Here is a 23,999-nt window from a genome sequence, read left to right as displayed (position 1 = left end):
ATGGCAAGCCTGGCGGAAAAACGCGTAGCGGATGCCGAGGAGCCTTCTATGGACCCGCAAGCGCGCCCCGAGGAACTGCGGTTGCTCGAAGCTCTGCTGTTCGCTTCTTCCGAGCCGCTCGATCAGGCCGCGCTTGCCAAGCGGATGCCCGACGGCGTCGACATCAAGGCGGCGCTGGCGCAGCTGCAGGCGGACTACGCCCCGCGCGGCGTCAATCTGGTTCGCGTCGCCAACAAATGGACCTTCCGCACCGCCGGCGATCTGTCCTGGCTGATGACGAGGGAGAGCACCGAGACGCGGCGGCTGTCGCGTGCGGCGATCGAAATGCTGGCGATCATCGCCTACCACCAGCCGGTGACGCGCGCGGAGATCGAGGAAATCCGCGGCGTCATCACCTCCAAGGGGACGCTGGATGTGCTGCTGGAGACCGGCTGGATCAGGCCGCGTGGCCGTCGCAAGACGCCGGGACGTCCGCTGACCTTCGGCACCACCGAGGCCTTCCTGTCGCAGTTCAGCCTGGAGGCGCTTGGCGACCTGCCGGGCCTCGAGGAGTTGAAGGGCACGGGCCTGCTGGATTCGCGGCTGCCTTCCGGCTTCAGCGTTCCGACGCCGTCGGACGACCCCACCTTGCGCGATGACGAAGATCCGCTCGAGGTCGGCGATCTGGAACTCGCGCTGGCGCCGGCGGTCGAGCCGGAACGGGACGGCGAAGGCTAGCGCCGGCCGAAAGCTGCGACAGGTCGGCGTCGACGTGCCGCGCCGGTTAACGGTAGTGCGTTAACGCCGATTTGACGCGGCTTAAGTCCTTGTTTTTGACACCTCCTGAGCCTACTTTCCGGACAGATTGGGCCGGGTCGCCGGCCGCGTGTTTGGAGGGATGCAGGATGGGTTCGCTTAGCATTTGGCACTGGATCGTGGTGATCGCAGTGGTCCTGCTGCTGTTCGGTCGCGGCAAGATTTCGGACCTGATGGGCGACGTCGCGCAGGGCATCAAGGCCTTCAAGAAGGGCATGCAGGACGATGACAAGACGGCTGAAAAGCCGGCCGAGCCCGTGAAGACGATCGATCACAATGCCGCGCCGTCCGCGGCACGCTCGGATGTCGGCAGCAAGGCTGTCTGAGCTAGAAGCCGGTTGAAGAAGGACGCGGGCAGCCCCAATCTTGGCTACAGGGATTGGGGCGGGAATGCCTCGCGTGAGCGGAAGTTTTCATGTTCGACATCGGGTGGAGTGAACTGGTCGTTATCGGCATTGTCGCGCTGATCGCGATCGGCCCGAAGGAACTGCCGGGCGTGCTTCGCATGGTCGGACAATGGATGGGCAAGGCGCGCAAGATGGCCTCTGAATTCCAGGGCCAGTTCCAGGAAGCCATGCGCGAGGCCGAAATGGCCGACCTCAAGAAGTCCTTCGACGAGGTCAAGGATGCCGCCACCGGCTTCACCACCGACAACGTCATGACCTCGCTGCAGAAGGACGTCGGCGACGCCCTCAAGATCGACGACATCGACAAGCCGGCGGCGATCGAACCGCCGGTGACCGCGACGTCGGATGCCGACGTACCGGTGCCGCCGACGCCGCAGAGCTTCGTCGAGGCGGAAGCCCACACCGCGGCAGCCGAGCCGCTCGTGATTACCCGCGAGGCGTCTCCGGAGCCGGAGCGCCTGGGTATCATGCCTGAAGATGCCGACGTCCTGAAGGACGCCAAAGCGTCATGAGCGCCGAAGACATCGAGGCCAGCAAAGCGCCGCTGATGGATCACCTGATCGAGCTGCGCTCGCGGCTGATCAAGGCGCTGCTCGGATTCGGCATCGCCTTCATCTTCTGCTTCTTCTTCGCCAAGCAGATCTACAACGTGCTGGTATGGCCGTTCGTCTGGGTGGCGGGACCGGAGAATTCGAAATTCATCTACACGGCGCTGCTGGAATACTTCCTGACCCAGCTGAAGCTGGCGCTGTTCGGCGCAGGGTTCATCTCGTTCCCGATCGTGGCGACGCAGATCTACAAGTTCGTGGCGCCCGGCCTCTACAAGCACGAGCGCGGCGCGTTCCTGCCGTATCTGATCGCGACGCCGTTCTTCTTCGCGCTGGGATCGATGCTGGTGTACTTCGTGGTGCTGCCGATGCTGGTGCGGTTCTCGCTCGGCATGCAGCAGGTCGGCGGCTCCGAAACCGCCCAGATCCAGTTGCTGCCGAAGGTCGGCGAATATCTGTCGCTGATGATGTCGCTGGTCTTTGCGTTCGGTGTGGCGTTCCAGCTGCCGGTGATCCTGACGCTGCTCGGCCGGATCGGCATCATCACCTCGAAACAGCTGCGCGAGAAGCGCCGCTATTTCATCGTCGTCGCCTTCATCATCGCCGCCATCCTGACGCCGCCCGACGTCATCAGCCAGGCCTCGCTCGCGCTGCCGCTGCTGCTGCTCTACGAAGGCTCGATCATCGCGGTCGCCATGGTGGAAAAGAAGGCCGCTGCCGCCAAGACCGCCGCCGGCACCCCGCCGTCGGCGAGCCCGCCGCCGCCCGAGGCCAATCCGGCGGAGTAGGGGCAGGCAGCCCGGTTTCCTCTATCGTCGCTCCACGTTGCCCATGATTCGTCATGCCCGGGCTTGACCCGGGCATCCACGACTTGTTCTAAGGCAGCAAAGACGTGGATGGCCGGGATTTTGGGTAAAGACGCGCTTCGCGCTTTTGCCCGGCCATGACGGGAAAACTGCCATGCACGACATCAAATCGATCCGCGACAACGCCACCGCTTTCGACGCCGCGCTGAAACGGCGGGGCCTGCGGCCGCTGTCGCCGTCGTTGCTGGCGATCGACGAAAAGCGCCGCGCGGCGATCCTTAAATCGGAGCAGGCGCAGGCGCGGCGCAATTCCGCATCGAAGGAAATCGGTGAAGCCAAGAAGGCCAGGGATGAGGCTCGCGCCGCGGCGCTGATGGCTGAGGTCGCCGAACTGAAGACCACCATGCCGGAACTCGAATTGGCAGCGAAGGAAGCGGATGACGAACTCGCCAGGGAGCTCGCCGCGATTCCCAACCTGCCGGCGGACGATGTGCCCGAAGGCGCCGACGAGCATGGCAACGTGCAGCGCCACGTCTTCGGCGCGGTGCGGAACTATGCATTCGCACCGAAGCCGCACGACGATCTCGGCGGCGCGCTCGGCTACATGGATTTCGAAGCGGCGGCGAAGCTTTCCGGCGCGCGCTTCGTGGTGCTGAAAAAGGGCCTCGCCCGGCTCGAGCGCGCGATCGGGCAGTTCATGCTCGATCTCCACACCGGCGAGCACGGCTACACCGAAATCAATCCGCCGCTGCTGGTGCGGGACCACGTGATGTTCGGCACGGGGCAGTTGCCGAAGTTTGAAGACGATCAGTTCTGGGCCGTCAAAGGCGAGTTGCTGACAGCGGGCGATGCAGACGCCGTGGGCAAATTGAGGAGCGAACGTCTCGGCCTGATCCCCACCGCCGAAGTGCCGCTTACCAATCTTGTGCGCGAATCCATTCTCGACGACAAGGAATTGCCGATGCGCCTCACCGCGCTGACGCCGTGTTTCCGCGCCGAGGCGGGGGCCGCCGGCCGTGACACCCGCGGCATGATCCGCCAGCACCAGTTCACCAAGGTAGAGCTGGTCTCAATCGCGACGCCCGAGAACGGCAAGGACGAGCACGAGCGCATGCTGGCCTGCGCAGAGGAAGTGCTGCGGCGGCTCGACCTGCATTACCGCGTGATGACGCTCTGTGCCGGCGACATGGGCTTTTCGGCGCAGAAGACCTACGACATCGAGGTCTGGATGCCCGGGCAGGGTGAGGGCGGCGCTTACCGCGAAATCTCGAGCTGCTCGCTGTGCGGCGATTTCCAGGCCCGCCGCATGGACGCCCGCTATCGCGGGGCGGACGGCAAGCCGCGCTTCGTGCATACGCTGAACGGCTCCGGTACCGCGGTCGGCCGCGCGCTGATCGCGGTCATGGAAACCTACCAGCAGGAAGACGGTTCGATCGCCGTGCCCGAGGTGCTGCAGCCCTATATGGGCGGGCTGAAGGTCATCGCGCGCGATCGGTAGTCCCAGTTTATTGACCACAATCCGCGCGCCCGCTGTTGCCTGCGCGGCAGCGCCGGATATCTTCGTTTCAGCCGGCGGCGAGCCTCCGAAGGAAACGAATACCGACAATGGCGTTGCATCGCGACATCTTCTGGGTTGGCCGGCAGTGGGCCGTCACCGGCTATGGGGTGCAGGCGGTCGATCCGAAGTTGAAGGGCCAGTTCGATATCGAGGTCTCCCGGCTATGGGACGACGGCCTTGCGGACAGCCTGCATCGCGATGGATGGCTCAATCGCGGGGATTTCGACAAGGCGCTTTCGGTGGCGCGGGCGCGATATCCGGAGCCGCCGCGAAAGGCCGCGCCGCCGGTGCCGCCTGCGCCACTTGGACCGCCCGCGGCATCCGGACCATCACCCGCGCCGCCTGAGCCGAGTGCCTCGCGCGTGATTGAAAGCGCCCCGGCTGAACCGCCGAAACCTGTGGCTCGGGAATTCGCCATGCGGGTCCAGGGCTGGCCGGCGAAATTCGTGCGCCCGTGGCGCGCGCGTGTCCGGCGGTAGCGGCGTTTGGCCCGCAACATTGGCGGCCTGAAAATTAACCGGCAATTTGAATTGAAGTGTTGCACGGCCGGCATCAATCCGTTCACCCTGCTCATTCATGTTTTGCAACCTGCGCGGCTTTGGCCTCGGCATGCACAGCTGGAAGCGGTATTCTTGGTTGTAATGCGGCTAGACCAGCGCGGGGGGGGGGCGCGCATGCCCGAATACCAGCCGGTATCGTCACCGCTCATTTGGGCCGTTGAACGGCCACGCTGCCCGAATTGCGGGCGTGACCGCATGTTGCCGTCGAAGTTCGAGGCGAGCCACCACCGCTTTGAGTGCCAGAATTGCGGTCGCGTCGAAATGATGGTGGTCGAGAGCGACCCCATGACCTCAGGCGCGCTCGGCTGGCTTGCCGGTGAACTGAAGCCACCAACTTGAGGTGCTGCGCGACCCCTGCGCGGCCCGCTAGATCACGCCTTCGACGCCTCATGGATATGCGGCAGAAGGGCGATTTCGCCTGCATTTTTCCGGGTTTGCCTCAGTGGCGATAGCCGGATAAAGACTGCGCAAGCGTTATGGAATCGACGCAGGAGGCGACCAGGCGGATGCGAATTCTCTGCACCAATGACGATGGCATCCATGCCCCCGGCCTGAAAATCGTCGAGGAGATCGCGCGCGCGCTGTCGGACGACGTCTGGGTGGTGGCGCCGGAACTGGACCAGTCCGGGGTCTCGCATTCGCTGTCACTGAATGATCCGTTGCGGCTGCGCGAGGTCGGCCCGCGGCATTTCGCGGTGCGGGGAACGCCGACCGATTGCGTGATCATGGGCGCGCGCCACATCCTCGGTACCACCATGCCGGATCTGGTGCTGTCGGGCGTCAACAAGGGCCGCAATGTCGCCGAAGACGTCGTTTATTCCGGCACCATTGCCGGCGCGCTGGAAGGCACCATTCTCGGACTGCCGTCGTTCGCGCTGTCGCAGGAATTCAGCCTGGAGACCCGCAATGCGCCGCTCTGGGAGACGGCGCTGAAATTCGGCCCGCAAATCCTGCGCAAGGTGATCGCCGCCGGCGTTCCCAGGAACACCGTGATCAACGTCAACTTTCCCGCCTGCGCGCCCGAGCAGGTCGCGGGCGTGCGCGTGACGCGGCAGGGCAAGCGCAACCTAGGCTTCCTCAAAGTCGACAAGCGCCACGACGGCCGCGGCAATCCCTACTTCTGGATCGGCTTCGAACGTGCGGCGATGATGGACACGCCGGCCGAAGGCACCGACCTCGCGGCGCTGGCGGCGCGCTATGTCTCGGTGACGCCGCTGCGGCTCGACCGCACCGACGAAGCCTTTTCGGATGCACTGACGGCGACGCTGAAATGACGCGTCATCCTCCGCGAAAGCGGGGGATTCAGTACGCAGCGGCTTCACGGTTCCATGACGGCGTCTTTATGCGGGGAGAGCCACGCTAAACCGTCGCGCTCTTCAGCGCGGTGTCGATCATCTTCGCGAGCGTCTCGAGCTGGAACGGTTTCTGCAGCGCGGGACGGTCGCGAAATTCCTGCGGAAGCCCCGAAGAGCCATAGCCGGTCGCGAAGATGAATGGGCGGTTGCGCGCCTGGATCAATTCGGCAACCGGCGAAATCACCTTGCCGTTGACGTTGACGTCGAGAATGGCGAGGTCGAATTCGGTGCACTGGGCCAGCCTGATCGCCTCGTTGATCTCGCCGGCCTCGGCCACGACGCTGTAACCCAATTCCTCCAGCATGTCGGCGACCATCATCCGGATCATGACCTCGTCCTCGACGAGAAACACTGAACCGCCTCGCGGCCTCGTCGCAATCATGACGATGTCCTTGCCCATCCCTTTGGTAAAGATCGCAAATAGCGCTATCAGGCGCAATGTCAAAGTAGACCGGTACGCTACCTGCGCCGTTGCGGGCGAGCGGCCGGAACGCCAGGCTGGACGCCGGGTTCCGTTGGAGGGAACCTGGATTCGAAAAGGTATTCTGCGTTCTTTGATTCAAACTGTCCGGCCGGGGCGCGCTAGGGTGCGTCGGTGGAGATTGCGAGGCCGAAATGCATGCCGCTCAAAATCCGCCCGAAAAGATGATGTTTCAGCTCAACCTGCGGCGCCGCGGGATCAGCGATCAGGCGGTGCTGCGTGCCATGGAGGAGATTCCGCGCGACGCGTTCGTGGCGCCGGCCGATCGCGCCGATGCCTATCGCGACAGCGCGCTCGGCATCGCCTGCGGACAGACCATCAGCCAGCCTTTCGTGGTGGCCTATATGACCGAGCAGTTGCAGCTGCAGAAGCACCATCGCGTGCTGGAGATCGGCACCGGCTCCGGTTATCAGGCCGCCATCCTGTCGCGGCTCTGCGGCCATGTGCTGTCGATCGAGCGTTACCGGACGCTTGCCGACAGCGCCCGGACGCGGCTTGAGAAGGTGGGATGCGACAATGTCGAGGTGATGCTGGGGGACGGCTTCGAGATCCCGGCCGGCGGCGGCGATTTCGACCGCATCATCGTCACTGCCGCGATGGAGCAGATTCCGGAAAGCCTGACGCAACGGCTCGAGCCTGGCGGTATCCTGATCGCGCCGATCGGTCCGCACCATGGCGTCCAGACTCTGGTCCGCCTGGTCAGGACCGACGCCGGTTTCGAGCGCAAGGAGCTGGTGGAGGTGCGTTTCGTGCCGGCGCTGCCGGGTATCGCCCGGGAACTGTAGAAATCCGGATCGGCTGTTCCGCCAACGTCTTATTCCCAGGGTTAAGCGGTTGTTTACTGGGGAGGTGTTTACTCAAAACAGTAATTTGTTGCGTACGAGTGAGTAACCATGTCCCGTGTCGTCGAGTTGCTTTGCTCGCGTCGCGTACCGCACGTCGCGGCGCTGGCGCTGATGTCATTTGGTTTCGCCGGCTGCAGCGCCGACATGTCGACGCGGCTTTCGCAGAGTTCATATTCCAATCCCTTTGCCTCGCAAGAAGCTACCGGCTCCGTGCGGACCCCCGCGGTCGAGCGCCGCGAACTGCCGCAATACGCCCGCCCGCATTCGCAATACCAGTCGCAGCCCTTGCCACCGCCGATCGCGGCGCCGCAGTCCTATCCGGCCGCGAACGCCGGCGTGTCCGGAGGAGGGCGCGGATTGGCTTCTTACGCTCCGCCTGCCCATCCGCCGATCGAGACCACCGGTACCGTGCCGCGCTCGGTCGCGGCGACCCGTACTCCGGGGCAGGGATCGTCTCATGGCGGGACCACGATCATCGTCGGCACCAGCGATACGCTCGAAACATTGTCGCGCCGCTACAACGTTTCGTCCGCCGCGATCCTGCAGGCCAATGGTTACAAGGGGCCGCGCGCGCTGTCGCCGGGCCAGCAACTGATCATTCCGCGTCCGACCACGGCCGCTGCCGTGCCCGCCTTGGCGGCGCCCGCCAGCAAGCCCGTGGCCGCTGCGCCGACGGTTCATGTCGTCAATCGCGGCGACACCCTGCTCAGCATCGCGCGCCGCAACCATGTGCCGGTGGCGGAACTGGCAAGGGCCAACAGCCTGGATGCCTCCGCCAAACTCAAACTCGGCCAGAAGCTCACGGTGCCCGGCGCAAAGACCGCGGCTGCCGCACCCGCTGCGCAGCCGTCGGCTCAGTCCGCTGCAGTGTTGACGCCGCCCGCTACCCGAACGGCTGCCCTGGCCGGTTCGCCTCCGCAGAGCGCGCGGCTCGCACAGGCCACCGCGAAGGTCGAGGAGGCTCCGGCAACGGCCGAGGCCCCGGTCAAGGCCAGTGAAGCCACCGGCGCGCTGCCGACCTTCCGCTGGCCGGTGCGTGGCAAGGTGATCACGAGCTATGGCGCCAAGACCAACGGCAAGTCGAATGACGGCATCAATCTGGCCGTCCCGGAAGGCACGCCGGTGAAGGCGGCGGAGGACGGCGTCGTTGCCTATTCAGGGAACGAACTCAAGGGTTACGGCAATCTGGTTCTGGTTCGGCACTCCAACGGTTACGTCACCGCATATGCCCATGCGAGTGAACTGCTGGTGAAGCGCGGCGACACCATCAAGCGCGGCCAGATCATTGCCAAGTCGGGTCAATCGGGCGAGGTGGGGTCGCCGCAGCTCCACTTCGAGATCCGCAAGGGATCTTCTCCGGTTGACCCGCTGCAATTCCTCAACGGGGCGTGAAGCCGCGTTGCGAGGCACGGTTAGTCCATACCTCTGACTCCGATCGCCCGGCCTGGTGTTTGGCCGGGCGATCCCGTCTTCCGGCTCAGTTGCGATTGAATCGCGCGAGGCGGGTTACCGTCGTCTCTCCCGGCCGTGCACCTGACCAAAGGTGTACATTGTCGCCCCGGTCGGCTATTTCCCCAGGACGTTTTTTGTCGGAGTAGATTTCAGGACGCTCGGTTTGCGTTGCACGCAGCAAATCGCGTCTGGCGCCCCGCGTGAGACCATGCTGCGCGACGTAAAATGATCTGGCGGACCACCAAGGCAACAGTCGCCACCTGGTTCGGTTTCGTCCTGATGTGCCTCGGCATGTTCATGGCGATCCTCGACATTCAGGTCGTTGCGACGTCACTGCCGACGATCCAGGATGCGCTGGCGATATCGCCTGACGCGATGAGCTGGATTCAGACCGCCTATCTGATCGCTGAAATCACTGCGATTCCGCTGACGGGCTGGCTGACGCGGGTGCTCACTTTGCGCTGGCTGTTCGTTCTGGCCATCATCGTGTTCACCCTGACATCGGTCGGCTGCGCCTTTAGCAGCACCTTCGCGTCCCTCGTCAGCTTTCGCATCTTGCAGGGGTTTTCCGGAGGGACGCTGATCCCTGCGGTGTTCTCCGGCATCTTCCTGTTGTTTCCGGCGCGCGCTCACCCGTTCGCGGGCACCATCGCCGGCATCATGGCCGTGCTTGCGCCGACGGTCGGACCTGTGGTCGGCGGCTGGATCACGCACCATTATTCCTGGCCGTGGCTGTTTCTCGTCAACGTCATCCCCGGCGTCATCGCCGCGATCGCCACGCCATTCCTGCTGCCGCGCGGCAGGCCGCGGCTCAACAGTCTGAAGAATTTCGACGGGTTCTCGCTGGCGCTGATGGCGATGGCATTGGCGAGCCTGGAGATCGGCTTGAAACAAGCCCCGCAGCAAGGCTGGTTCTCCGCAGTCTGTTTTGGGCTGTTCGCGCTCTGCGCGGTCATGACGGCTCTGTTTTCGATCCGAACGCTGAAGGCCGTGCAGCCGGTGGTGGAACTCGCAACGCTGAGGGTGCGGCCCTTTTCCGTCGGCTGCGCGCTCAGTTTTTGCCTCGGCGTCGGATTGTTCGGGGCGGTCTACCTGATGCCGGTGTTTCTCGCCTATGTCCGGCAGCACGACGCGCTGCAGATCGGCTCGATCATGCTGGTGACTGGCGCCGCCCAACTGGTGGCCGCGCCGATCGCGGGCGCGCTGGAGAGCCGGCTGGATCCACGCTGGCTGTCGGCGTTCGGATTCGGTCTGTTCGCCATCGGACTGGGCTTGAGCGCGTTCGAAAGCCGCACCGCCGATTTCGACGAGATGTTCTGGCCCCAGGTCCTGCGCGGCTTCGCCGCGATGTTCTGCCTGCTGCCGCCGACGCGGATGGCGCTGGAGACCTTGCCGCACAAGCAGGTGCCGGACGCCAGCGGCCTGTTCAATATGATGCGAAACCTCGGCGGCGCGGTCGGCATCGCGCTGATCGATACCATCCTCTACGGACGCATGTCGGGACATGCCGAAGCCATCCGTCAGCGCCTGATCGCGGGCGATGCGACCGCCGCGCGGGCGATCGGGCTCGACCGGATTCCTCCCGATCTATCGGCGGCTCGTTCCATGATCGAGCAGGCCGCGCTTGCCACCAGCGTCAATGAAGCCTGGGCGCTGCTGGCCTCGGTGGCGCTGCTCGGACTGCTGCTGATTCCGCTGGCGAAGCCGCCGCGCACGGATGCCGCCGCCGGCTGAAGCGTTCAGTTCGGCTTGAGCCTGACCCCGAGGCGCCCCGCCAATTCCTGCGTGAACTGCCAGGCGACACGGCCGGAGCGCGATCCGCGCGTAGTCGACCATTCCAGCGCTTCGCGCTCGAGTTCTTCCTCGGCGAGCTTGATGCCGAAATGGCCGCAATAGCCCTTCACCATGGCGAGGTACTCATCCTGGCTGCAGCGGTGAAAGCCGAGCCAGAGACCGAACCGGTCCGACAGCGAGACCTTCTCCTCGACCGCTTCGCCGGGATTGATCGCGGTCGAGCGTTCGTTCTCGATCATCTCGCGCGCCAGGAGATGCCGGCGGTTGGAGGTCGCGTACAGGATCACGTTGTCGGGACGTCCCTCGATGCCGCCCTCCAGCACCGCCTTCAGCGACTTGTAGGAGGCATCGTTGCCGTCGAACGACAGGTCGTCGCAGAACACGATGAAGCGGAATTCGGAGCTGCGCAGCATGTCCATCAGCGCCGGGAGGCTTTCGATGTCCTCGCGGTGGATCTCGATCAGCTTGAGGCGGTCCGCCGGCTTGCGGCTGACGTTGAGGCTGGCATGCGCCGCCTTCACCAGCGACGATTTGCCCATGCCGCGGGCGCCCCACAACAGGGCGTTGTTGGCGGGCAGGCCGTCGGCGAAGCGCTCGGTGTTCTCGATCAGGATATCGCGCATCCGGTCGATGCCCTTGAGCAGGCCGAGATCGACCCGGCTGACGCGGGGCACCGGCGCCAGCCGGCCGTTCGGGTGCCAGACGAAGGCGTCGGCGCCGGCAAACGAGTTGGCGGCGTCCGCGGCCGGCGATGCCGCGGACAGGTGGGAAGCAATGGCCTCCAGCGCGCGCGCGATCCGCGCCGCACTATCGTTCTTGGGCGCGGCGGCCGGACGTTTTGTCGCGGCTGTTGCGGGCTTGCGCGCGGCCACCCTGGAGGCGGCCCGGGGCCCGGTTTTTTTGGCTTTTTTCGACATTTGTGAAGTTCCTGATCCTGCAGCCATATCGGCCCTTTGAACGTCCCGCAAGCGGTGTAAATGAGGGGGCTGGCAGCGTTGCAATTGGGGCGCTGGTCGCTATAGTCCGCGCGAATTTGCCCGAACCGGCCTGACGCCGTTGGGTTGCCGGTTTACCCCCGTTTCACGAGGATTGTCCGAATGCTGATTACTCCTGCGTTTGCCCAGGCCGCGGCCGGCGGCGATACCAACAGCATGTTGATGTCGTTGCTGCCGTTCGCGCTGATCTTCGTGATCATGTATTTCCTGATTCTGCGGCCGCAGCAGAAGAAGGTGAAGGACCATGCCGAACTGGTGAAGAACATCCGCCGCGGCGACACCGTCGTCACTTCGGGCGGCCTCGTCGGCAAGGTGACGAAAGTGGTCGACGACGACCAGATCGAATTCGAAATCTCCGACGGCGTGCGCGTGCGGCAAATGCGGCAGATGATTTCGGGCGTCCGCGCCAAGGGCGAGCCGGCGAAGGAAAAGAGTGAGCCCGCCAAGGACGAGACGTCCGCGAGCTAGCTTCCTGCGCGCCGCTCTTCCCCAGATCTGACGGGTCAACTCGATGTTGTATTTCACGCGGTGGAAAGCGCTGGCGATCATCCTCACGGCGCTGGTGGTGTGCCTTTGCGCCGTTCCGAACTTCTTCCCGGAAGCCAAGGTCAAGACCTGGCCGAAATGGGCGCAGCGCCATCTCGTGCTCGGCCTCGACCTGCAGGGCGGTTCGCACATCCTGCTCGAGGTCGATTCGAACTCGGTCAAGAAGGACAAGCTCGACCAGGTCCGCGACGACGTTCGCCGGACGCTGCGCGATGCGAAGATCCCCTATACCGGGCTTGCCGTGCGCAACGACAATGTCGAAGTGCGCATCACCAAGGACACCGACCTGTCGACCGCGCTGTCGAAACTGCGCGAGCTGTCGCAGCCGCTCGGCGGCTTGCTCGGCTCCAGCGGCCAGCGCAGCCTTGAGATCAGCGATGCCGGCGGCGGGCTGATCCGGCTCAACGTGCCGCAGGCCGCGATCACCGAACGCGTCCGCCAGTCGGTCGAACAGTCGATCCAGATCGTCGAACGTCGTGTCAACGAACTCGGTACCGTCGAGCCGCTGATCCAGCGCCAGGGGGTGGACCGCATTCTGGTGCAGGTGCCGGGCCTGCAGGATCCGACCCGACTGAAGGAATTGCTCGGCAAGACCGCCAAGATGGAATTCCGGATGGTCGACCTCACGGTGCCGCCCGACCAGGCGGCGAGCGGCCGTGTACCGCCCGATTCGGAATTGCTGCCGAGCGCCGAAGCGTCAGGCGCGCCCCAAGTGATCAAGAAGCAGGTTCTGGTCTCGGGCGGCGATCTCACCGACGCCCAGCCGGGATTTGACCAGCGCAACGGCCAGCCGATCGTGTCGTTCAAATTCAACACATCGGGCTCGCGCAAGTTCGCGCAGGCGACGACGGAACACGTCAAGGAGCCGTTCGCGATCGTGTTGGACGGCAAGGTGATCTCGGCGCCCGTCATCCAGGAGCCGATCACCGGCGGACAAGGACAGATTTCCGGCAATTTCACCGTTCAACAGGCCAACGATCTGGCCATTCTGTTGCGTGCGGGCGCGCTGCCGGCGCCGTTGACCATCATCGAGGAGCGCACCGTCGGTCCCGGCCTCGGCCAGGATTCGATCGAGAAGGGCGAACTTGCCGCCTATGTCGGCTCGATCCTGGTCATCGTGTTCATGCTGGTGACCTACCGGCTGTTCGGCGTATTCGCCAACATCGCGGTCGCGATCAACGTCGCCATGATCTTCGGCGTGCTGTCGCTGCTCAACGCCACGCTGACCTTGCCCGGCATCGCCGGCATCGTGCTCACTGTCGGCATCGCGGTCGACTCCAACGTGCTGATCTACGAGCGCATCCGCGAGGAATTGCGCGGCGGGCGCAACGCGATCTCGGCGATCGACGCCGGCTTCAAGCGGGCGCTGTCGACGATTCTGGATTCCAACATCACCACCTTCATCGCCGCGGCCGTGCTGTTCTATATCGGCACCGGACCGGTGCGCGGCTTTGCCGTGACGCTCGGTATCGGCATCATCACCACGGTTTTCACCGCGTTTACGCTCACCCGGCTGATCGTCGCGACCTGGGTCAGGTGGAAGCGTCCGCATAGCGTGCCGATCTAGGGCATGATCCCGAAAAGTGGACACCGGTTTTCGGAACAGATCATGCCCCTACAAAATAACGGGACCAATATGATCCAGCGCAGCTCGATCATGTTCCAGGGAATGCGGAGCCGGCTTTGACACAACTCGTTCTCATCGGACTCGGCGTCCTGATTGCCGTGCTGACGGTCGTCAGCTGCTTCGGCTGGCTGCCGTCGCTGCGGATCGTGCCTGACGATACGCACTTCGATTTCACCCGTTTTCGCCGCATCAGCTTTCCGATTTCGGCGTTGCTCTCGATCTTCGCGATCGTCCTGTTCTTCACCCACGGGCTGAATTTCGGCATCGACTTCAAGGGCGGCACGCTCCTGGAAGTACAGGCCAAGTCCGGCACCGCCGACATCGCCGCGATGCGCAGCACGCTGGGCGGTCTCGGTCTCGGCGACGTGCAGCTGCAGCAGTTCGGCGGACCCGCCGACGTCCTGATCAGGGTCGCCGAACAGCCGGGCGGCGATACCGCCCAGCAGGCGGCGGTGCAGAAGGTGCGCGGCGCGCTCGGCGACGCCGTGGAATACCGCCGCGTCGAAGTGGTGGGGCCGCGCGTCTCCAGCGAACTGCTGGCTTTCGGCATGCTCGGCCTGATGCTCGCGATCTTCGCGATCCTGATCTATCTCTGGTTCCGGTTCGAATGGCAGTTCGCGCTCGGCGCCATGATCGCCAACGTCCACGATATCGTGCTGACCATCGGCTTCATGTCGATCTCCCAGGTCGATTTCGACCTGACCAGCATCGCGGCGCTGTTGACGATTCTCGGCTATTCGCTGAACGACACCGTCGTGATCTACGACCGGATCAGGGAAATGCTGCGGCGTTACAAGAAGATGCCGATGCCGCAACTGCTCAACGAGTCCATCAATTCGACGCTGTCGCGCTCGATCATCACCCACGTAACGGTGACGCTGGCCCTGCTGGCGCTGCTTTTGTTCGGCGGTCACGCCATCCACAGCTTCACCGCGGTGATGATGTTCGGCGTGGTGCTGGTCGGCACCTACACCTCGATCTTCATCGCAGCGCCGATCCTGATCTATCTCGGCGTCGGCACCCACCGGGATGCGCCGGAAAAGCCAGCCAAGAAATAGCCATGGCGGATCGCTCGGACGCCCCGCATCTTCCGAGGTCGGCGCCGATCGAGGCCTACGGCAAAGGCGGTTTCGCCTTCGCCGGGATGTCGCATCGCGGCTCGCTGTTGTGCCTGCCGGATGCGATCTGGGCCTGGCCGGTCGAGAGCGCCGCCGGCATCGATGAAGCATCGCTGCAACGGGTGTTCGCCGCCGCGCAAGGCATCGATACGTTGATCGTCGGCACCGGCAATGAGGTCTGGCTGCCGCCGCCCGGCCTGCGCGAGGCGTTGCGCGCCGTGAAGGTGGTGCTGGATCCGATGCAGACGGGACCGGCGATCCGAACCTACAACATCATGATCGGCGAGCGGCGGCGCGTCGCAGCCGCATTGATCGCGGTGCCATGAGCAGCATGGACGGCAACAAGGAAGATGCGGCCTTTTGCGCCGATCTGGTGCGGACCCATGATTTCGGCCGCTACGCTTCCGCGCTGTTCGTCCCCGCCGGCCAGCGGCGTGCGCTGCTGGCCTTGTTTGCCTTCAATGTCGAGATTTCCCGCGTCCGCGAGCAGGTGAGCCAACCGCTGCCCGGCGAAATGCGCCTGCAATGGTGGACCGACATGCTGGCGGGCGCCGGCCATGGCGGCGTCGAGGGCAACCCGGTCGCCGCCGAACTGAAGCTGGCGATCCGCAACCATCGTCTGCCGGTCGAGCGGCTGTCGCGCCTGATCGACGAGCATCAGTTCGATCTATACAATGACCCGATGCCGACCATGGCGGCGCTGGAAGGCTACATCGACGACACCTGCTGTGCGCTGCTCTCGTTCGGTGCTGCGATCGCCGGGCGGCAGTCCGGTGACGTCGAGCACCTCGCGCGCCACGCCGGGCTGGCGCAGGGCATAGCCCAGGTGATCGCCGCATTGCCGCTGGATGCCTCGCGGCGGCAGCTGTTCGTGCCGCTGCAGCTGCTGGAGAGCCACGGCTGCGGAATGGAAGAGGTGTTTGCCGGCAAGCAAACCCCGAAACTGCGCGCGGCGCTGGATCAGCTGATCGCCGAGGCGCGGGGGCACCTGAAGACCGCGTTCGCGCTGCTGGCGAGCGCGCCGCCGGAGGTGCGGCAGGTATTTCTGCCGCTGGCGCTGGCGCGCAGCGACCTGCAGCGGATGGCACGCGCGGACAATGATCCGTTCGTGCCGCAGGTCAGCTCGAGATTCCGGACGTTGTGGACGTTGTGGCGGGCATCCAAGTCGCGGGAGTTTTCGTGAGGCCGGGCAACCGCCCGATCTGAGGTCGTCATACCCGCGAAAGAGAGTGGTACGACGCGGCCTCTCGACTGAATCTCGAATGCCTCTGGAATACCGGATCACCCGCCTTCGCGGGTGATGACGCCGGTTGGCGCCGGCGGCACGGTCGCCTCGAAATTGAACCGGTCCCGCAAGTTCTTCCGCGATTCCAGAATGCTCTTGAGGAAAGCTCGATCCGTCTCGCTGCTCATCATCGGCTCGATCAGGTCGAGCTGGTTCATCGCGACCAGTTGCAGAATCTCGGTGCGGGGTTTGCCGGCCGCGTCGCGCGGCAGGGCCTGCACCACCTGAATATGCTCCGGCGGTTTCGGACCCTTCGCCGCCGTAAGGTCGTTGCGCAATCGCGCTTCGAGCGCGGTTTGGTCGGCCTCGACGAAGGCATAGAGCCCGACTCCGCTGCGCCGGTCGGCAAACGCGACGATGGCGACGTCGTGGACGTCAGGGTTCTTCCGGATCAGTTCGATCAGGGCGGGGGCGTCGTTGACCAGCCGCCGGCCGCCGCCTTCGCGGTCGGTGAAATTGAACAGGCCGCGGGTGATGGCGCGGTAGACCTTCTTGCCGGTCATGAGCCAGACGCTGGCCACCAGCGACTTGCGCGCGAGGATCTGGCGTTCTTTCGCCGTCAGCGCCTGCGGCGCATAGCTGCGCTTGTGCTTCAAGAGATGCCGGAGGTCCTCGTATGCCGCGATCCGGAACAGCCGGCCGCGTGTCTTGAAACAGTGCGCAAGCTGAAAATCGGTGAGATAGGCGCGGCCGTCATTGCCGCGCAGCCAGTTCTGTTCCTTGGCAAGGTCGTTGTGGCAGATGCCGGCCCGGTGCAGCTTGCGTAGCGCAGTCTTGGCGGAACGGAAATAGGCGAGGTCGCCGTGCGGCTTGGCCAGATGCAGCGCCACGCCGTTGATGAAGCCGCGCACCAGCGCCTGCTTGCCGGCCCACAGCAGTTCCGGCCCGACATGGAGGTCGCGCGCCAGCGCCAGCGCGCGGCGTTCGCGTTCGAACAGATGGCGGGCCGGGATGTAGGACCACCACGGCACCTGATCGAGCCGGCGCAGAACCGCATCGACCTCGCCGGCATCGCTGCGAAAACGGCCGCGTTCGACGGTCGAGAACACGTCGCGCTTCAGGAGCACGCCTTCGGTCCATCGCGCCGACAGCGCTGCTGCGTCGTCTCTTGGCAGGCTCATGAAACGCTCACGCCGCCGCTGCAACGCGCAAATGATCGGCGATCCAGCGGTCGAGATCGGACAGCGCGCGGGCGCTCATCGCCTGTTTCCTGGCCACGGTCTTTTCGTTGCCGCGCAGTCGCGTGCCGTCGGGCTTCCTGGTGGGCGGACTGGTGAGCGGAGGAAACAGCCCGAAATTGATATTCATCGGTTGGAACGAGCGCGGCCCGGCGTCGATGGTTTCGATATGGCCGCCGGTGATGTGGCCGAGCAGCGATCCCAGCGCCGTGGTCGCGGGCGGCGCCGCCAGAGCCGTTCCGCGTGCATCGGCGGCGGCATAAAGGCCGGCGATCAATCCGATGCTGGCGGATTCCACATAGCCTTCGCAACCGGTCATCTGACCGGCAAAGCGCAGTCTCGGTTGCGCGCGCAACCGCAACTGGTTGTCCAGCAGTTTCGGCGAATTCAGAAAGGTGTTGCGATGCAGGCCGCCGAGCCGCGCGAATTCGGCGTTCTCGAGCCCGGGAATGGTGCGGAAGACGCGCTGCTGGGCGCCGTGCTTCAGCTTGGTCTGGAAGCCGACCATGTTGTAGAGCGTGCCGAGCTTGTTGTCCTGGCGCAGCTGCACGATGGCGTAGGCCTTCACGGTGGGATCGTGCGGATTGGTCAGCCCGACCGGCTTCATCGGCCCGTGGCGCAGCGTCTCGCGGCCGCGCTCGGCCATCACCTCGATCGGCAGGCAGCCGTCGAAATAGGGCGTATTGGTCTCCCAATCCCTAAAGTCGGTCTTCTCGCCGGACATCAGGGCATCGACGAAGCCGTCATACTGTTCTTTGGTCATCGGGCAGTTGATGTAATCGGCGCCGGTGCCGCCGGGACCCACCTTGTCATAGCGCGACTGAAACCACGCCTTGGACATGTCGATCGAATCCTTGTGCACGATCGGGGCGATCGCATCGAAGAACGCCAACGCGTCTTCGCCCGAAAGCGCCCGGATCGCGTCCGCCAGCGGCGCTGAGGTGAGGGGGCCGGTCGCGACGACGACATTGCTCCAGTCCCCAGGCGGCAGGCCCGCGACTTCGCCGCGGTGGATCTCGATCAGGGGATGGTCCTGCAGCGCTCTGGTGACGGCGGCGGAAAATCCGTCGCGGTCCACCGCCAGCGCCCCGCCCGCGGGCACCTGGTTGGCGTCGGCGGCGCGCATGATCAGCGAGCCCAGCCGTCGCATCTCGGCGTGCAGCAGGCCTACGGCGTTGTTGGCGGTGTCGTCGGAGCGGAAGGAATTGGAGCAGACGAGTTCGGCGAGGCCGTCGGTGCGATGGGCCTCGGTCATGCGGTCGGGGCGCATCTCATGCAGCACCACGCGAATGCCGGCGCTGGCGGCCTGCCATGCGGCTTCCGAGCCGGCGAGGCCCGCGCCAATGATGTGGACGGTTTCCGAGGACGATTTTTTGGCTGTCATGGCGAGACAGGTAGCGCTTTTCCGTCCCGAGTGGAATGCGCCAGAAACGACAACGCCCGCAGCGAGCGGGCGTTATCCGTTCGTCAGTCGGCTGAAAACAGATCAGCCGTTGTAGGTACCGGCTGCAACGCGCGGAATGTCCGAGCGATCGAGGCCGATATCGGCCAGCTCGCGATCGCTGAGCTGGGACAGTTCGCTGACATTGCGCTGATAGTCCCGGAACGCCTGGATCATGCGGATGAGCGAGAGCAACATGGGTAGTCTCCTTGTATTGACGATTCAGCCCTTGGAGGAAGCCTCATCGTTAAAATGAATATAGGGAAACATACCGCAGTGCAGAAGTTCCGATGTTGCGATGCAGCTAGGTAGAAAACGCATGGCAAGTGTAAGAATCGATTAACCTTTCGGGATAGCTCTCGAGACCGCAGCCGATGAAGCCCCGTCGTGACGCCATCACGCAAAAAATGGCCGTACAATCGCAGGATTGTCGGAATGGCGACACATCGGTTTACGGGAATTGAGATGGCCTCGAAGGCGTTTGTTTCAAGGGTGGACCGTAAAATCTGGATCATTCTGGGCTGCGCATATCCAATCACGCATGCGTGATTCGCATGCAACAATCAAGACAAAATGAATAGTAATTCATTATATGGCGATTCCGCTCGGTATGGGGAGCCGGAGGCTGGTCTGTTCAGGGCGCGCGCGACAACTGGCTTGCGAAATGAGCGATCGTCTTCGAATAGACCTCGCTCTTGTTCCATTGCTGGATCACGGCGAAGTTGGCGCTGCCTGGCTCCCAGTCCTTGCCGCGCTGCCAGCCATGGCCGGCGAGGTAATTGGCGGTCGACGCCAGCACGTCAGGCGCGCTGCGCAGCAGGTCGCGGCGGCCGTTGCCGTCGAAATCGACCGCGTATTTGATGTAGGACGACGGCATGAACTGGGTCTGCCCGAGTTCGCCCGCCCAGGCGCCGCGCATTTCCGACGGCGCGAGATCGCCGCGCTCGACGATACGCAACGCGTCCAGAAGTTCGGCCCGGAACATCTCCGTTCGCCGGCAGTCATAGGCCAGCGTCGCCAGCGAACGCAGCGTCGAAAATTTTCCGATGTTGGCGCCGTAGTCCGTCTCCAGCCCCCAGATCGCCACCAGCACCTCGCCCGGCACGCCGTAATCCTTCTCGATGCGCGAGAGCACCGAGCCGTATTGCTTCAGCATGTTGGCGCCGCGTCCGAGGCGGGGAGGCACCATGCGGCCGGAAAATTCCTCAAAGCTCTGGCTGAACACGCGCTGCGAATGATCGCGCGAGAGCACGCTCCGGTCCAGGGTCACGCCGCCTAGTCCCGCGGCAATTGCGGTTTGCGAAATTCCCTTGGTCGCGGCTTCGGTCTTGAAGTCGTTGAGCCACGCCTCGAAACTGCCGGTGCCGCAAGGCGCTGCAAATGCCGATGCCACAGGCGTCGTCAGGACAGCGCCGATCGCGATCGCTCTGAAGAGAGATTGCAGACTCATGCTGCAAAATGTCAGCGCCAACCGCGGCCAAAACAAGGCTCGCGCGGGCGCCGATCGATCGCAACTTCGCGTGATGAAAAGCTCGGCGGCCGGATGAGGCGGCGAGGGCGTTCGGGATCGGTGATGTCAAATTGACTCAATTCGTCTTTGCGTAACACCTGCGCGAACCAGCGACCGCCGGTCGACAGGCAACCGACGGTCGGATCACAATAGCGCATTGAGCGGCCTTCGCGCGCGTTACGCGTCGGTCTTGCGACGCCACGGGAACAGGTTGGCCGGGAAATCCGCAGCCGGACGCCGCTCGCGATGCGGCCGGGGAGGCAGCGGTTGCGGATTGAGTTCGGGCGCGATCACCTTGCGATAGAGATGCCAGGTGGCGTGGCCGAGCAGCGGGATGACGACGGCAAGCCCCAGGAACAGCGGCAGCGATCCTGCGACCAGCAGTACTGCGACGATCAATCCCCATGCCGCCATCGGCACCGGATTCTGCGCCACCGCGCGGAGCGAAGTGACCATGGCGTCGCCGACGCCGGCGTGACGGTCGAGCATCAGCGGGAACGAAACCACGCTGACGCACAGCGCCACCAGCGCAAACAGGAAGCCGGTGCCGCAGCCGACCACGATCAGCCACCAGCCCTGCGGCGTGGTCAGAACGCGTCCGGCAAAGTCGGGCATTCCGGCCGCCGTTTCGTACCCGAACGCCGCGACATAGATCGCCTGTGCGGTCGCTACCCAGGTCACGAACAGCGCGAGCAGCAGCGTGCCGAGCCCGAGCATGGCGCCGAAGGACGGCGAGCGGAACACGTCGATGGCGTCAAATGCGGAGGCAGGTTCGCCTCGCTCGCGGCGCCGGCTCAATTCATAGAGGCCGAGTGCCGCGAACGGGCCGAGCAGGGCGAAGCCCGCCGCCAACGGAAACAGCAGCGGCAATACCGAATAACCCAGCACCGTGCGCGCCAGCACCAGCCCGAGCACGGGATAGATCAGACAGAGCATGATGGCGTGGCTGGGTATGGCTTTGAAGTCCTCCCAGCCGAGTTGCAAGACCCGGTGCAGATCGGAAAGCCCGATCTTCCGTATGATCGGAGCTGCCGCGCTGTCTGGCGCGGGTTGAGCGAGTTGAGTGACATTCCCAGGAAAGGTGGCCATGGTCGTCGTCTCCCTTGCCGCAACGACCATTTTCGCGCCGGTTGCGGCGCGAAGGCGATTGCGGAAACGATCACGATCAGACCAGACGACAGGAAACCAAAGCTGGCCGTGTCGCGAACTGAGTATGTCATCGTAGCGTAATCAGCCGATGCCATTGCTCACGGTTCGGTGAATGCCGCATTGGCAAGCCTCGGCGAGGAGGTTAAGGTCCGGATGGGGTCATTACGCGGTGTGAAACGTCCATTGGAGAGAGAACGATGAGCATTTTCGGAAAAATCATGAGCGCGATCTTCGGCACCAAGGCCGACGCGGCCCCGGCAGCCGGCGGCGGCGCGGCAGGCACCGCATCGGGCGGATCGACGCCCGCGGCCACCGTCGATGTAGCGCCGATTCTCGACGCGGCGGTGAAGGCCAAGGGCGAAAAGCTCGAATGGCGCACCTCGATCGTCGATCTGATGAAGGCGCTCGATATCGATTCCAGCTTCACCGCGCGCAAGGAGCTTGCCAAGGAGCTCGGTTACACCGGCGACAGCAACGATTCCGCGAGCATGAACATCTGGCTGCATAAGCAGGTGATGACGAAATTCGCCGCCAACGGCGGCAAGCTGCCGCCGGAGATCAAACACTAGGCGGCCGGCGACAGACCGATCGTCAGCCGAAATCAAAGGGCCCGCCGGACGGCGGGCCTTTTTTTCCGATCCGAAGTGAAGCCTGTCCTGGTCGCGCGCGCCCGCGCCCCGCGAGGGCGGTTATTTCCGGGGCTCGGCCTCGAAAATGCGGAAGATCGCCGTCGCCGTGACCAGCAGTCTGTCACCCGCGAAAGCCTCGGCGTCGACGAAGGCAAAGCTGCGGGTCAGCTTCTTCACCGTGGTGCGGCCGCCGACCCATTCGCCCGGCGCCGCCGTGCCGATGAACCGGCTGTCCAGCGAAATGGTGGCGCAGGGCCGCTGCGTGCCCGTGACCACCGCGTGGCCGAGGATGGTGTCGAGAAAGCTCAGCACGGCGCCGCCATGCAGGACGCCATTGGGGTTGCCGTGCCGCTCGTCGGTCTGGAAGCCGAATTCGAGCTGGCCGGTGGAATCCTGACGCCAGTAATACGGGCCGTTGTGCCCGATGAAGCCGTCGGTCACCCCGAACGGCTGAAACCCCGCCGGGGGTGAATCGGTCATCGCCGGATTGTCCCTGAAACGTTGCTGCCCAGGGGAAAGTGAGTGCCACACGGCGTCATCGAGGGCAACGGGCCGCGGATTTCAGCTGCTGTCATTCGTTCACCCGGCCAGATCGGCAAACGCCGGATTCTTGTGCAGGTAATCGACCACGAAACTGCAGCCGGCGATCACCTTCAGCCCATCGGCGCGGATCAGCTGCAGCGCGCCATGCACCAGTTGCGAGGCGATGCCGCGGCCGCGCAATGCACGCGGCGTTTCGGTATGGGTGATGATGACAGCCGAGGGCGTCAGGCGGTAATTCGCGAACGCCAGCGTGCCTTCGACATCGAGTTCGAACCGGCTCTGCGCCTTGTTGTCGCGAACGGAAGCTGCAGCCATGCCCAAAACTCTCTCGAAGCGATTCCAGGAGGTCATTTAGGCGGGTGAACCCGCCGATGCAAACCTGCGACCAAGCGAAGTGGCGCATGGAGACATCGAAATATGCATATTTGGACCGGCCTGACCGCAGCTCTGCTCGGCGCAGCATTGACGCTCTCGTACCCCACCACCGGTTCTGCCCAGGCCGACCAGACATGGCAGGCTTGCATCGGCAGGACGTCAGCGCCGGATGACAGGATATCGGCCTGCTCGGCGGTGATCGACGCCAAGGCGGAGACCGGCCGCAGGCTGGCTGCGGCCTACTGCAACCGCGGCCACGGCTTCACTGAAAAGCGCGAACTCGACCGTGCGCTGGCCGATCTCGACGAGGCGGTCCGCCTCGACCCGGCCTATGTCTGCGCCTATACCAACCGCGGCCGCGTCTATGCCTTCAAGCGCGACATCCAGCGCGCGATGGCCGACTATGACGAGGCGATCCGCATCGACCCCACATTCGCGCTGGCCTACAACAACCGCGGCGACGCCTGGCTCGGCAGGGGTGACATCGAGCGCGCTTTGGCCGATTTCAATGCGGCGATCCGGCTCGACCCGGCGCTGGCCATCGCCTACGGCAATCGCGGCTATACCTATTATCGCAAGCGCGACATGGCGCGCGCGATCGAGGACTACACCATGCAGATCAAGCTCAGGCCCGATCTGCTCGCCTACATCAACCGCGGCAATGCCTGGCGCGATTCCGAACAGCTCGACCGCGCCGCCGCCGACTATGCCGAGGTGATCAGGCTGGCGCCGACCGACGCGCGCGGCTGGCGCAATCGCGGCATGATCCGGCTGTACAAGGGTGACAACAAGGGCGGCCTCGCCGACTACGACAAGGCGCTGCAATATGATCCCGCCGATGTGTTCTCCTGGAACAACCGCGGTCAGGCCAGGTTGCGGCTTGGCGACAAGGCCGGTGCGATCGCCGATTTCAGGAAAGCCCTGGAGCTTCGCCCGGATCTCGCGACGGCGCGCGCCAGCCTGCAGAAGCTTGGCGTCACGCCGTAGCTGCAAAATTGCTGG

The 23,999-nt window shown here is 64.4% G+C and carries 27 protein-coding genes; 18 read left to right on the top strand and 9 right to left on the bottom strand.

Translation table 11 applies throughout. The annotated features are described in order from the left end of the window. The 8 genes from scpB to surE all read left to right on the top strand — a co-directional run bounded on the left by scpB (position 1) and on the right by surE (position 5,948). Complete coding sequence (gene scpB, locus KMZ68_RS14540; RefSeq protein WP_215611988.1) at positions 1–717, top strand: SMC-Scp complex subunit ScpB; 717 nt, start codon at positions 1–3, stop codon at positions 715–717. A gap of 167 nt (positions 718–884) precedes the next feature. After that, entirely contained in the window at positions 885–1,121 is a 237-nt protein-coding gene (locus KMZ68_RS14535) for a twin-arginine translocase TatA/TatE family subunit (RefSeq protein ID WP_028165598.1), read from the top strand. 89 nt (positions 1,122–1,210) lie between these two features. Next, entirely contained in the window at positions 1,211–1,714 is a 504-nt protein-coding gene (gene tatB / locus KMZ68_RS14530) for a Sec-independent protein translocase protein TatB (RefSeq protein ID WP_215611987.1), read from the top strand. Next, positions 1,711–2,538 carry a twin-arginine translocase subunit TatC gene (tatC, locus tag KMZ68_RS14525; RefSeq protein ID WP_215611986.1) on the top strand — a complete coding sequence of 276 codons (828 nt, stop codon included), beginning with the start codon at positions 1,711–1,713 and terminating at the stop codon, positions 2,536–2,538. The genes tatB and tatC overlap by 4 nt, the downstream gene beginning before the upstream one ends. Before the next feature lie 172 nt (positions 2,539–2,710). Next, positions 2,711–4,054 carry a serine--tRNA ligase gene (gene serS, locus KMZ68_RS14520; RefSeq protein WP_215611985.1) on the top strand — a complete coding sequence of 448 codons (1,344 nt, stop codon included), beginning with the start codon at positions 2,711–2,713 and terminating at the stop codon, positions 4,052–4,054. A gap of 107 nt (positions 4,055–4,161) precedes the next feature. Then, on the top strand, positions 4,162–4,593 hold the full coding sequence (locus KMZ68_RS14515) for a hypothetical protein (RefSeq protein WP_215611984.1): 432 nt from the start codon (positions 4,162–4,164) through the stop codon (positions 4,591–4,593). A gap of 6 nt (positions 4,594–4,599) precedes the next feature. Beyond that, positions 4,600–5,013, top strand: coding sequence for a hypothetical protein (locus KMZ68_RS14510; RefSeq protein WP_215611983.1), 414 nt, complete (start codon positions 4,600–4,602; stop codon positions 5,011–5,013). Between the two features lie 167 nt (positions 5,014–5,180). Next, positions 5,181–5,948, top strand: a complete 768-nt coding sequence (surE, locus tag KMZ68_RS14505) for a 5'/3'-nucleotidase SurE (RefSeq protein WP_215616339.1) — start codon at positions 5,181–5,183, stop codon at positions 5,946–5,948. Between the two features lie 85 nt (positions 5,949–6,033). Here surE and KMZ68_RS14500 read toward each other — a convergent pair whose 3' ends face one another. Continuing rightward, entirely contained in the window at positions 6,034–6,411 is a 378-nt protein-coding gene (locus KMZ68_RS14500) for a response regulator (protein WP_215611982.1), read from the bottom strand. Between the two features lie 233 nt (positions 6,412–6,644). Between KMZ68_RS14500 and KMZ68_RS14495 the strand changes: the two genes are divergently transcribed. From KMZ68_RS14495 to KMZ68_RS14485, 3 genes are all read left to right on the top strand, one after another. After that, positions 6,645–7,295 (top strand): protein-L-isoaspartate(D-aspartate) O-methyltransferase, encoded by a 651-nt coding sequence (locus KMZ68_RS14495; RefSeq protein ID WP_215611981.1) that lies wholly within the window; start codon positions 6,645–6,647, stop codon positions 7,293–7,295. 108 nt (positions 7,296–7,403) lie between these two features. Next, the gene (locus KMZ68_RS14490; RefSeq protein WP_215611980.1) at positions 7,404–8,747 is read left to right on the top strand and encodes a peptidoglycan DD-metalloendopeptidase family protein; all 1,344 of its coding nucleotides are present in this window, start codon (positions 7,404–7,406) and stop codon (positions 8,745–8,747) included. Positions 8,748–9,032: 285 nt separating this feature from the next. Beyond that, the gene (locus KMZ68_RS14485; protein WP_249779360.1) at positions 9,033–10,541 is read left to right on the top strand and encodes a DHA2 family efflux MFS transporter permease subunit; all 1,509 of its coding nucleotides are present in this window, start codon (positions 9,033–9,035) and stop codon (positions 10,539–10,541) included. 5 nt (positions 10,542–10,546) lie between these two features. Here KMZ68_RS14485 and KMZ68_RS14480 read toward each other — a convergent pair whose 3' ends face one another. Further along, positions 10,547–11,518 carry an ATP-binding protein gene (locus KMZ68_RS14480; protein WP_215611979.1) on the bottom strand — a complete coding sequence of 324 codons (972 nt, stop codon included), beginning with the start codon at positions 11,516–11,518 and terminating at the stop codon, positions 10,547–10,549. A 180-nt stretch (positions 11,519–11,698) separates the two neighbouring features. Here KMZ68_RS14480 and yajC point away from each other — a divergent pair, with 180 nt between their 5' ends. The 5 genes from yajC to KMZ68_RS14455 all read left to right on the top strand — a co-directional run bounded on the left by yajC (position 11,699) and on the right by KMZ68_RS14455 (position 16,070). Beyond that, positions 11,699–12,064, top strand: coding sequence for a preprotein translocase subunit YajC (yajC, locus tag KMZ68_RS14475; RefSeq protein ID WP_215611978.1), 366 nt, complete (start codon positions 11,699–11,701; stop codon positions 12,062–12,064). A gap of 43 nt (positions 12,065–12,107) precedes the next feature. Beyond that, positions 12,108–13,709 carry a protein translocase subunit SecD gene (gene secD / locus KMZ68_RS14470; RefSeq protein ID WP_215611977.1) on the top strand — a complete coding sequence of 534 codons (1,602 nt, stop codon included), beginning with the start codon at positions 12,108–12,110 and terminating at the stop codon, positions 13,707–13,709. 116 nt (positions 13,710–13,825) lie between these two features. Then, entirely contained in the window at positions 13,826–14,827 is a 1,002-nt protein-coding gene (gene secF / locus KMZ68_RS14465; RefSeq protein WP_215611976.1) for a protein translocase subunit SecF, read from the top strand. 2 nt (positions 14,828–14,829) lie between these two features. After that, positions 14,830–15,213, top strand: coding sequence for an Mth938-like domain-containing protein (locus KMZ68_RS14460; RefSeq protein ID WP_215611975.1), 384 nt, complete (start codon positions 14,830–14,832; stop codon positions 15,211–15,213). Continuing rightward, positions 15,210–16,070 (top strand): phytoene/squalene synthase family protein, encoded by an 861-nt coding sequence (locus tag KMZ68_RS14455; protein ID WP_215611974.1) that lies wholly within the window; start codon positions 15,210–15,212, stop codon positions 16,068–16,070. Before KMZ68_RS14460 ends, KMZ68_RS14455 begins: the two co-directional genes overlap by 4 nt. A gap of 98 nt (positions 16,071–16,168) precedes the next feature. Here KMZ68_RS14455 and KMZ68_RS14450 read toward each other — a convergent pair whose 3' ends face one another. The 5 genes from KMZ68_RS14450 to KMZ68_RS14430 form a co-directional block, all read right to left on the bottom strand. Continuing rightward, a complete protein-coding gene (locus tag KMZ68_RS14450) occupies positions 16,169–17,293 on the bottom strand; it encodes an AMP-binding enzyme (protein ID WP_215611973.1) in 1,125 nt (374 codons plus the stop codon). A gap of 7 nt (positions 17,294–17,300) precedes the next feature. Further along, the gene (gene trmFO, locus KMZ68_RS14445) at positions 17,301–18,734 is read right to left on the bottom strand and encodes a methylenetetrahydrofolate--tRNA-(uracil(54)-C(5))-methyltransferase (FADH(2)-oxidizing) TrmFO (RefSeq protein ID WP_215611972.1); all 1,434 of its coding nucleotides are present in this window, start codon (positions 18,732–18,734) and stop codon (positions 17,301–17,303) included. 102 nt (positions 18,735–18,836) lie between these two features. Next, positions 18,837–18,989 (bottom strand): DUF1127 domain-containing protein, encoded by a 153-nt coding sequence (locus KMZ68_RS14440; RefSeq protein WP_016846063.1) that lies wholly within the window; start codon positions 18,987–18,989, stop codon positions 18,837–18,839. Positions 18,990–19,425: 436 nt separating this feature from the next. Continuing rightward, the gene (locus KMZ68_RS14435; RefSeq protein WP_215611971.1) at positions 19,426–20,241 is read right to left on the bottom strand and encodes a lytic murein transglycosylase; all 816 of its coding nucleotides are present in this window, start codon (positions 20,239–20,241) and stop codon (positions 19,426–19,428) included. 237 nt (positions 20,242–20,478) lie between these two features. Further along, positions 20,479–21,390 (bottom strand): DUF2189 domain-containing protein, encoded by a 912-nt coding sequence (locus tag KMZ68_RS14430; RefSeq protein WP_215611970.1) that lies wholly within the window; start codon positions 21,388–21,390, stop codon positions 20,479–20,481. A gap of 257 nt (positions 21,391–21,647) precedes the next feature. On the opposite strand from KMZ68_RS14430, the gene KMZ68_RS14425 reads away from it, so the two are divergent. After that, positions 21,648–22,019, top strand: a complete 372-nt coding sequence (locus KMZ68_RS14425) for a DUF3597 domain-containing protein (protein WP_215611969.1) — start codon at positions 21,648–21,650, stop codon at positions 22,017–22,019. A 120-nt stretch (positions 22,020–22,139) separates the two neighbouring features. Here KMZ68_RS14425 and KMZ68_RS14420 read toward each other — a convergent pair whose 3' ends face one another. Together KMZ68_RS14420 and KMZ68_RS14415 are read right to left on the bottom strand one after the other, a co-directional pair. Then, positions 22,140–22,559: a PaaI family thioesterase gene (locus KMZ68_RS14420; protein WP_215611968.1), complete on the bottom strand. Its 420-nt coding sequence runs from the start codon at positions 22,557–22,559 to the stop codon at positions 22,140–22,142. A 99-nt stretch (positions 22,560–22,658) separates the two neighbouring features. Further along, positions 22,659–22,937 (bottom strand): GNAT family N-acetyltransferase, encoded by a 279-nt coding sequence (locus KMZ68_RS14415; protein ID WP_215611967.1) that lies wholly within the window; start codon positions 22,935–22,937, stop codon positions 22,659–22,661. 102 nt (positions 22,938–23,039) lie between these two features. On the opposite strand from KMZ68_RS14415, the gene KMZ68_RS14410 reads away from it, so the two are divergent. After that, positions 23,040–23,984, top strand: coding sequence for a tetratricopeptide repeat protein (locus KMZ68_RS14410; RefSeq protein ID WP_215611966.1), 945 nt, complete (start codon positions 23,040–23,042; stop codon positions 23,982–23,984). Positions 23,985–23,999: the final 15 nt, after the last annotated feature.

This window comes from Bradyrhizobium sediminis (assembly GCF_018736105.1).
Lineage (GTDB): Bacteria > Pseudomonadota > Alphaproteobacteria > Rhizobiales > Xanthobacteraceae > Bradyrhizobium.
This window is presented reverse-complemented; position numbering and strand designations above follow the sequence as displayed.

Excerpts from the sequence above, each read along its gene's own strand:
- scpB (WP_215611988.1), top strand. The coding sequence starts at position 1 with ATGGCAAGCCTGGCGGAAAAACGCGTAGCGGATGCCGAGGAGCCTTCT.
- KMZ68_RS14535 (WP_028165598.1), top strand. The coding sequence starts at position 885 with ATGGGTTCGCTTAGCATTTGGCACTGGATCGTGGTGATCGCAGTGGTC.
- tatB (WP_215611987.1), top strand. The coding sequence starts at position 1,211 with ATGTTCGACATCGGGTGGAGTGAACTGGTCGTTATCGGCATTGTCGCG.
- tatC (WP_215611986.1), top strand. The coding sequence starts at position 1,711 with ATGAGCGCCGAAGACATCGAGGCCAGCAAAGCGCCGCTGATGGATCAC.
- serS (WP_215611985.1), top strand. The coding sequence starts at position 2,711 with ATGCACGACATCAAATCGATCCGCGACAACGCCACCGCTTTCGACGCC.
- KMZ68_RS14515 (WP_215611984.1), top strand. The coding sequence starts at position 4,162 with ATGGCGTTGCATCGCGACATCTTCTGGGTTGGCCGGCAGTGGGCCGTC.
- surE (WP_215616339.1), top strand. The coding sequence starts at position 5,181 with ATGCGAATTCTCTGCACCAATGACGATGGCATCCATGCCCCCGGCCTG.
- KMZ68_RS14500 (WP_215611982.1), bottom strand. The coding sequence starts at position 6,411 with ATGATTGCGACGAGGCCGCGAGGCGGTTCAGTGTTTCTCGTCGAGGAC.
- KMZ68_RS14495 (WP_215611981.1), top strand. The coding sequence starts at position 6,645 with ATGCATGCCGCTCAAAATCCGCCCGAAAAGATGATGTTTCAGCTCAAC.
- KMZ68_RS14490 (WP_215611980.1), top strand. The coding sequence starts at position 7,404 with ATGTCCCGTGTCGTCGAGTTGCTTTGCTCGCGTCGCGTACCGCACGTC.
- KMZ68_RS14485 (WP_249779360.1), top strand. The coding sequence starts at position 9,033 with ATGATCTGGCGGACCACCAAGGCAACAGTCGCCACCTGGTTCGGTTTC.
- KMZ68_RS14480 (WP_215611979.1), bottom strand. The coding sequence starts at position 11,518 with ATGTCGAAAAAAGCCAAAAAAACCGGGCCCCGGGCCGCCTCCAGGGTG.
- yajC (WP_215611978.1), top strand. The coding sequence starts at position 11,699 with ATGCTGATTACTCCTGCGTTTGCCCAGGCCGCGGCCGGCGGCGATACC.
- secD (WP_215611977.1), top strand. The coding sequence starts at position 12,108 with ATGTTGTATTTCACGCGGTGGAAAGCGCTGGCGATCATCCTCACGGCG.
- KMZ68_RS14460 (WP_215611975.1), top strand. The coding sequence starts at position 14,830 with ATGGCGGATCGCTCGGACGCCCCGCATCTTCCGAGGTCGGCGCCGATC.
- KMZ68_RS14455 (WP_215611974.1), top strand. The coding sequence starts at position 15,210 with ATGAGCAGCATGGACGGCAACAAGGAAGATGCGGCCTTTTGCGCCGAT.
- KMZ68_RS14450 (WP_215611973.1), bottom strand. The coding sequence starts at position 17,293 with ATGAGCCTGCCAAGAGACGACGCAGCAGCGCTGTCGGCGCGATGGACC.
- trmFO (WP_215611972.1), bottom strand. The coding sequence starts at position 18,734 with ATGACAGCCAAAAAATCGTCCTCGGAAACCGTCCACATCATTGGCGCG.
- KMZ68_RS14440 (WP_016846063.1), bottom strand. The coding sequence starts at position 18,989 with ATGTTGCTCTCGCTCATCCGCATGATCCAGGCGTTCCGGGACTATCAG.
- KMZ68_RS14435 (WP_215611971.1), bottom strand. The coding sequence starts at position 20,241 with ATGAGTCTGCAATCTCTCTTCAGAGCGATCGCGATCGGCGCTGTCCTG.
- KMZ68_RS14430 (WP_215611970.1), bottom strand. The coding sequence starts at position 21,390 with ATGGCCACCTTTCCTGGGAATGTCACTCAACTCGCTCAACCCGCGCCA.
- KMZ68_RS14425 (WP_215611969.1), top strand. The coding sequence starts at position 21,648 with ATGAGCATTTTCGGAAAAATCATGAGCGCGATCTTCGGCACCAAGGCC.
- KMZ68_RS14420 (WP_215611968.1), bottom strand. The coding sequence starts at position 22,559 with ATGACCGATTCACCCCCGGCGGGGTTTCAGCCGTTCGGGGTGACCGAC.
- KMZ68_RS14415 (WP_215611967.1), bottom strand. The coding sequence starts at position 22,937 with ATGGCTGCAGCTTCCGTTCGCGACAACAAGGCGCAGAGCCGGTTCGAA.
- KMZ68_RS14410 (WP_215611966.1), top strand. The coding sequence starts at position 23,040 with ATGCATATTTGGACCGGCCTGACCGCAGCTCTGCTCGGCGCAGCATTG.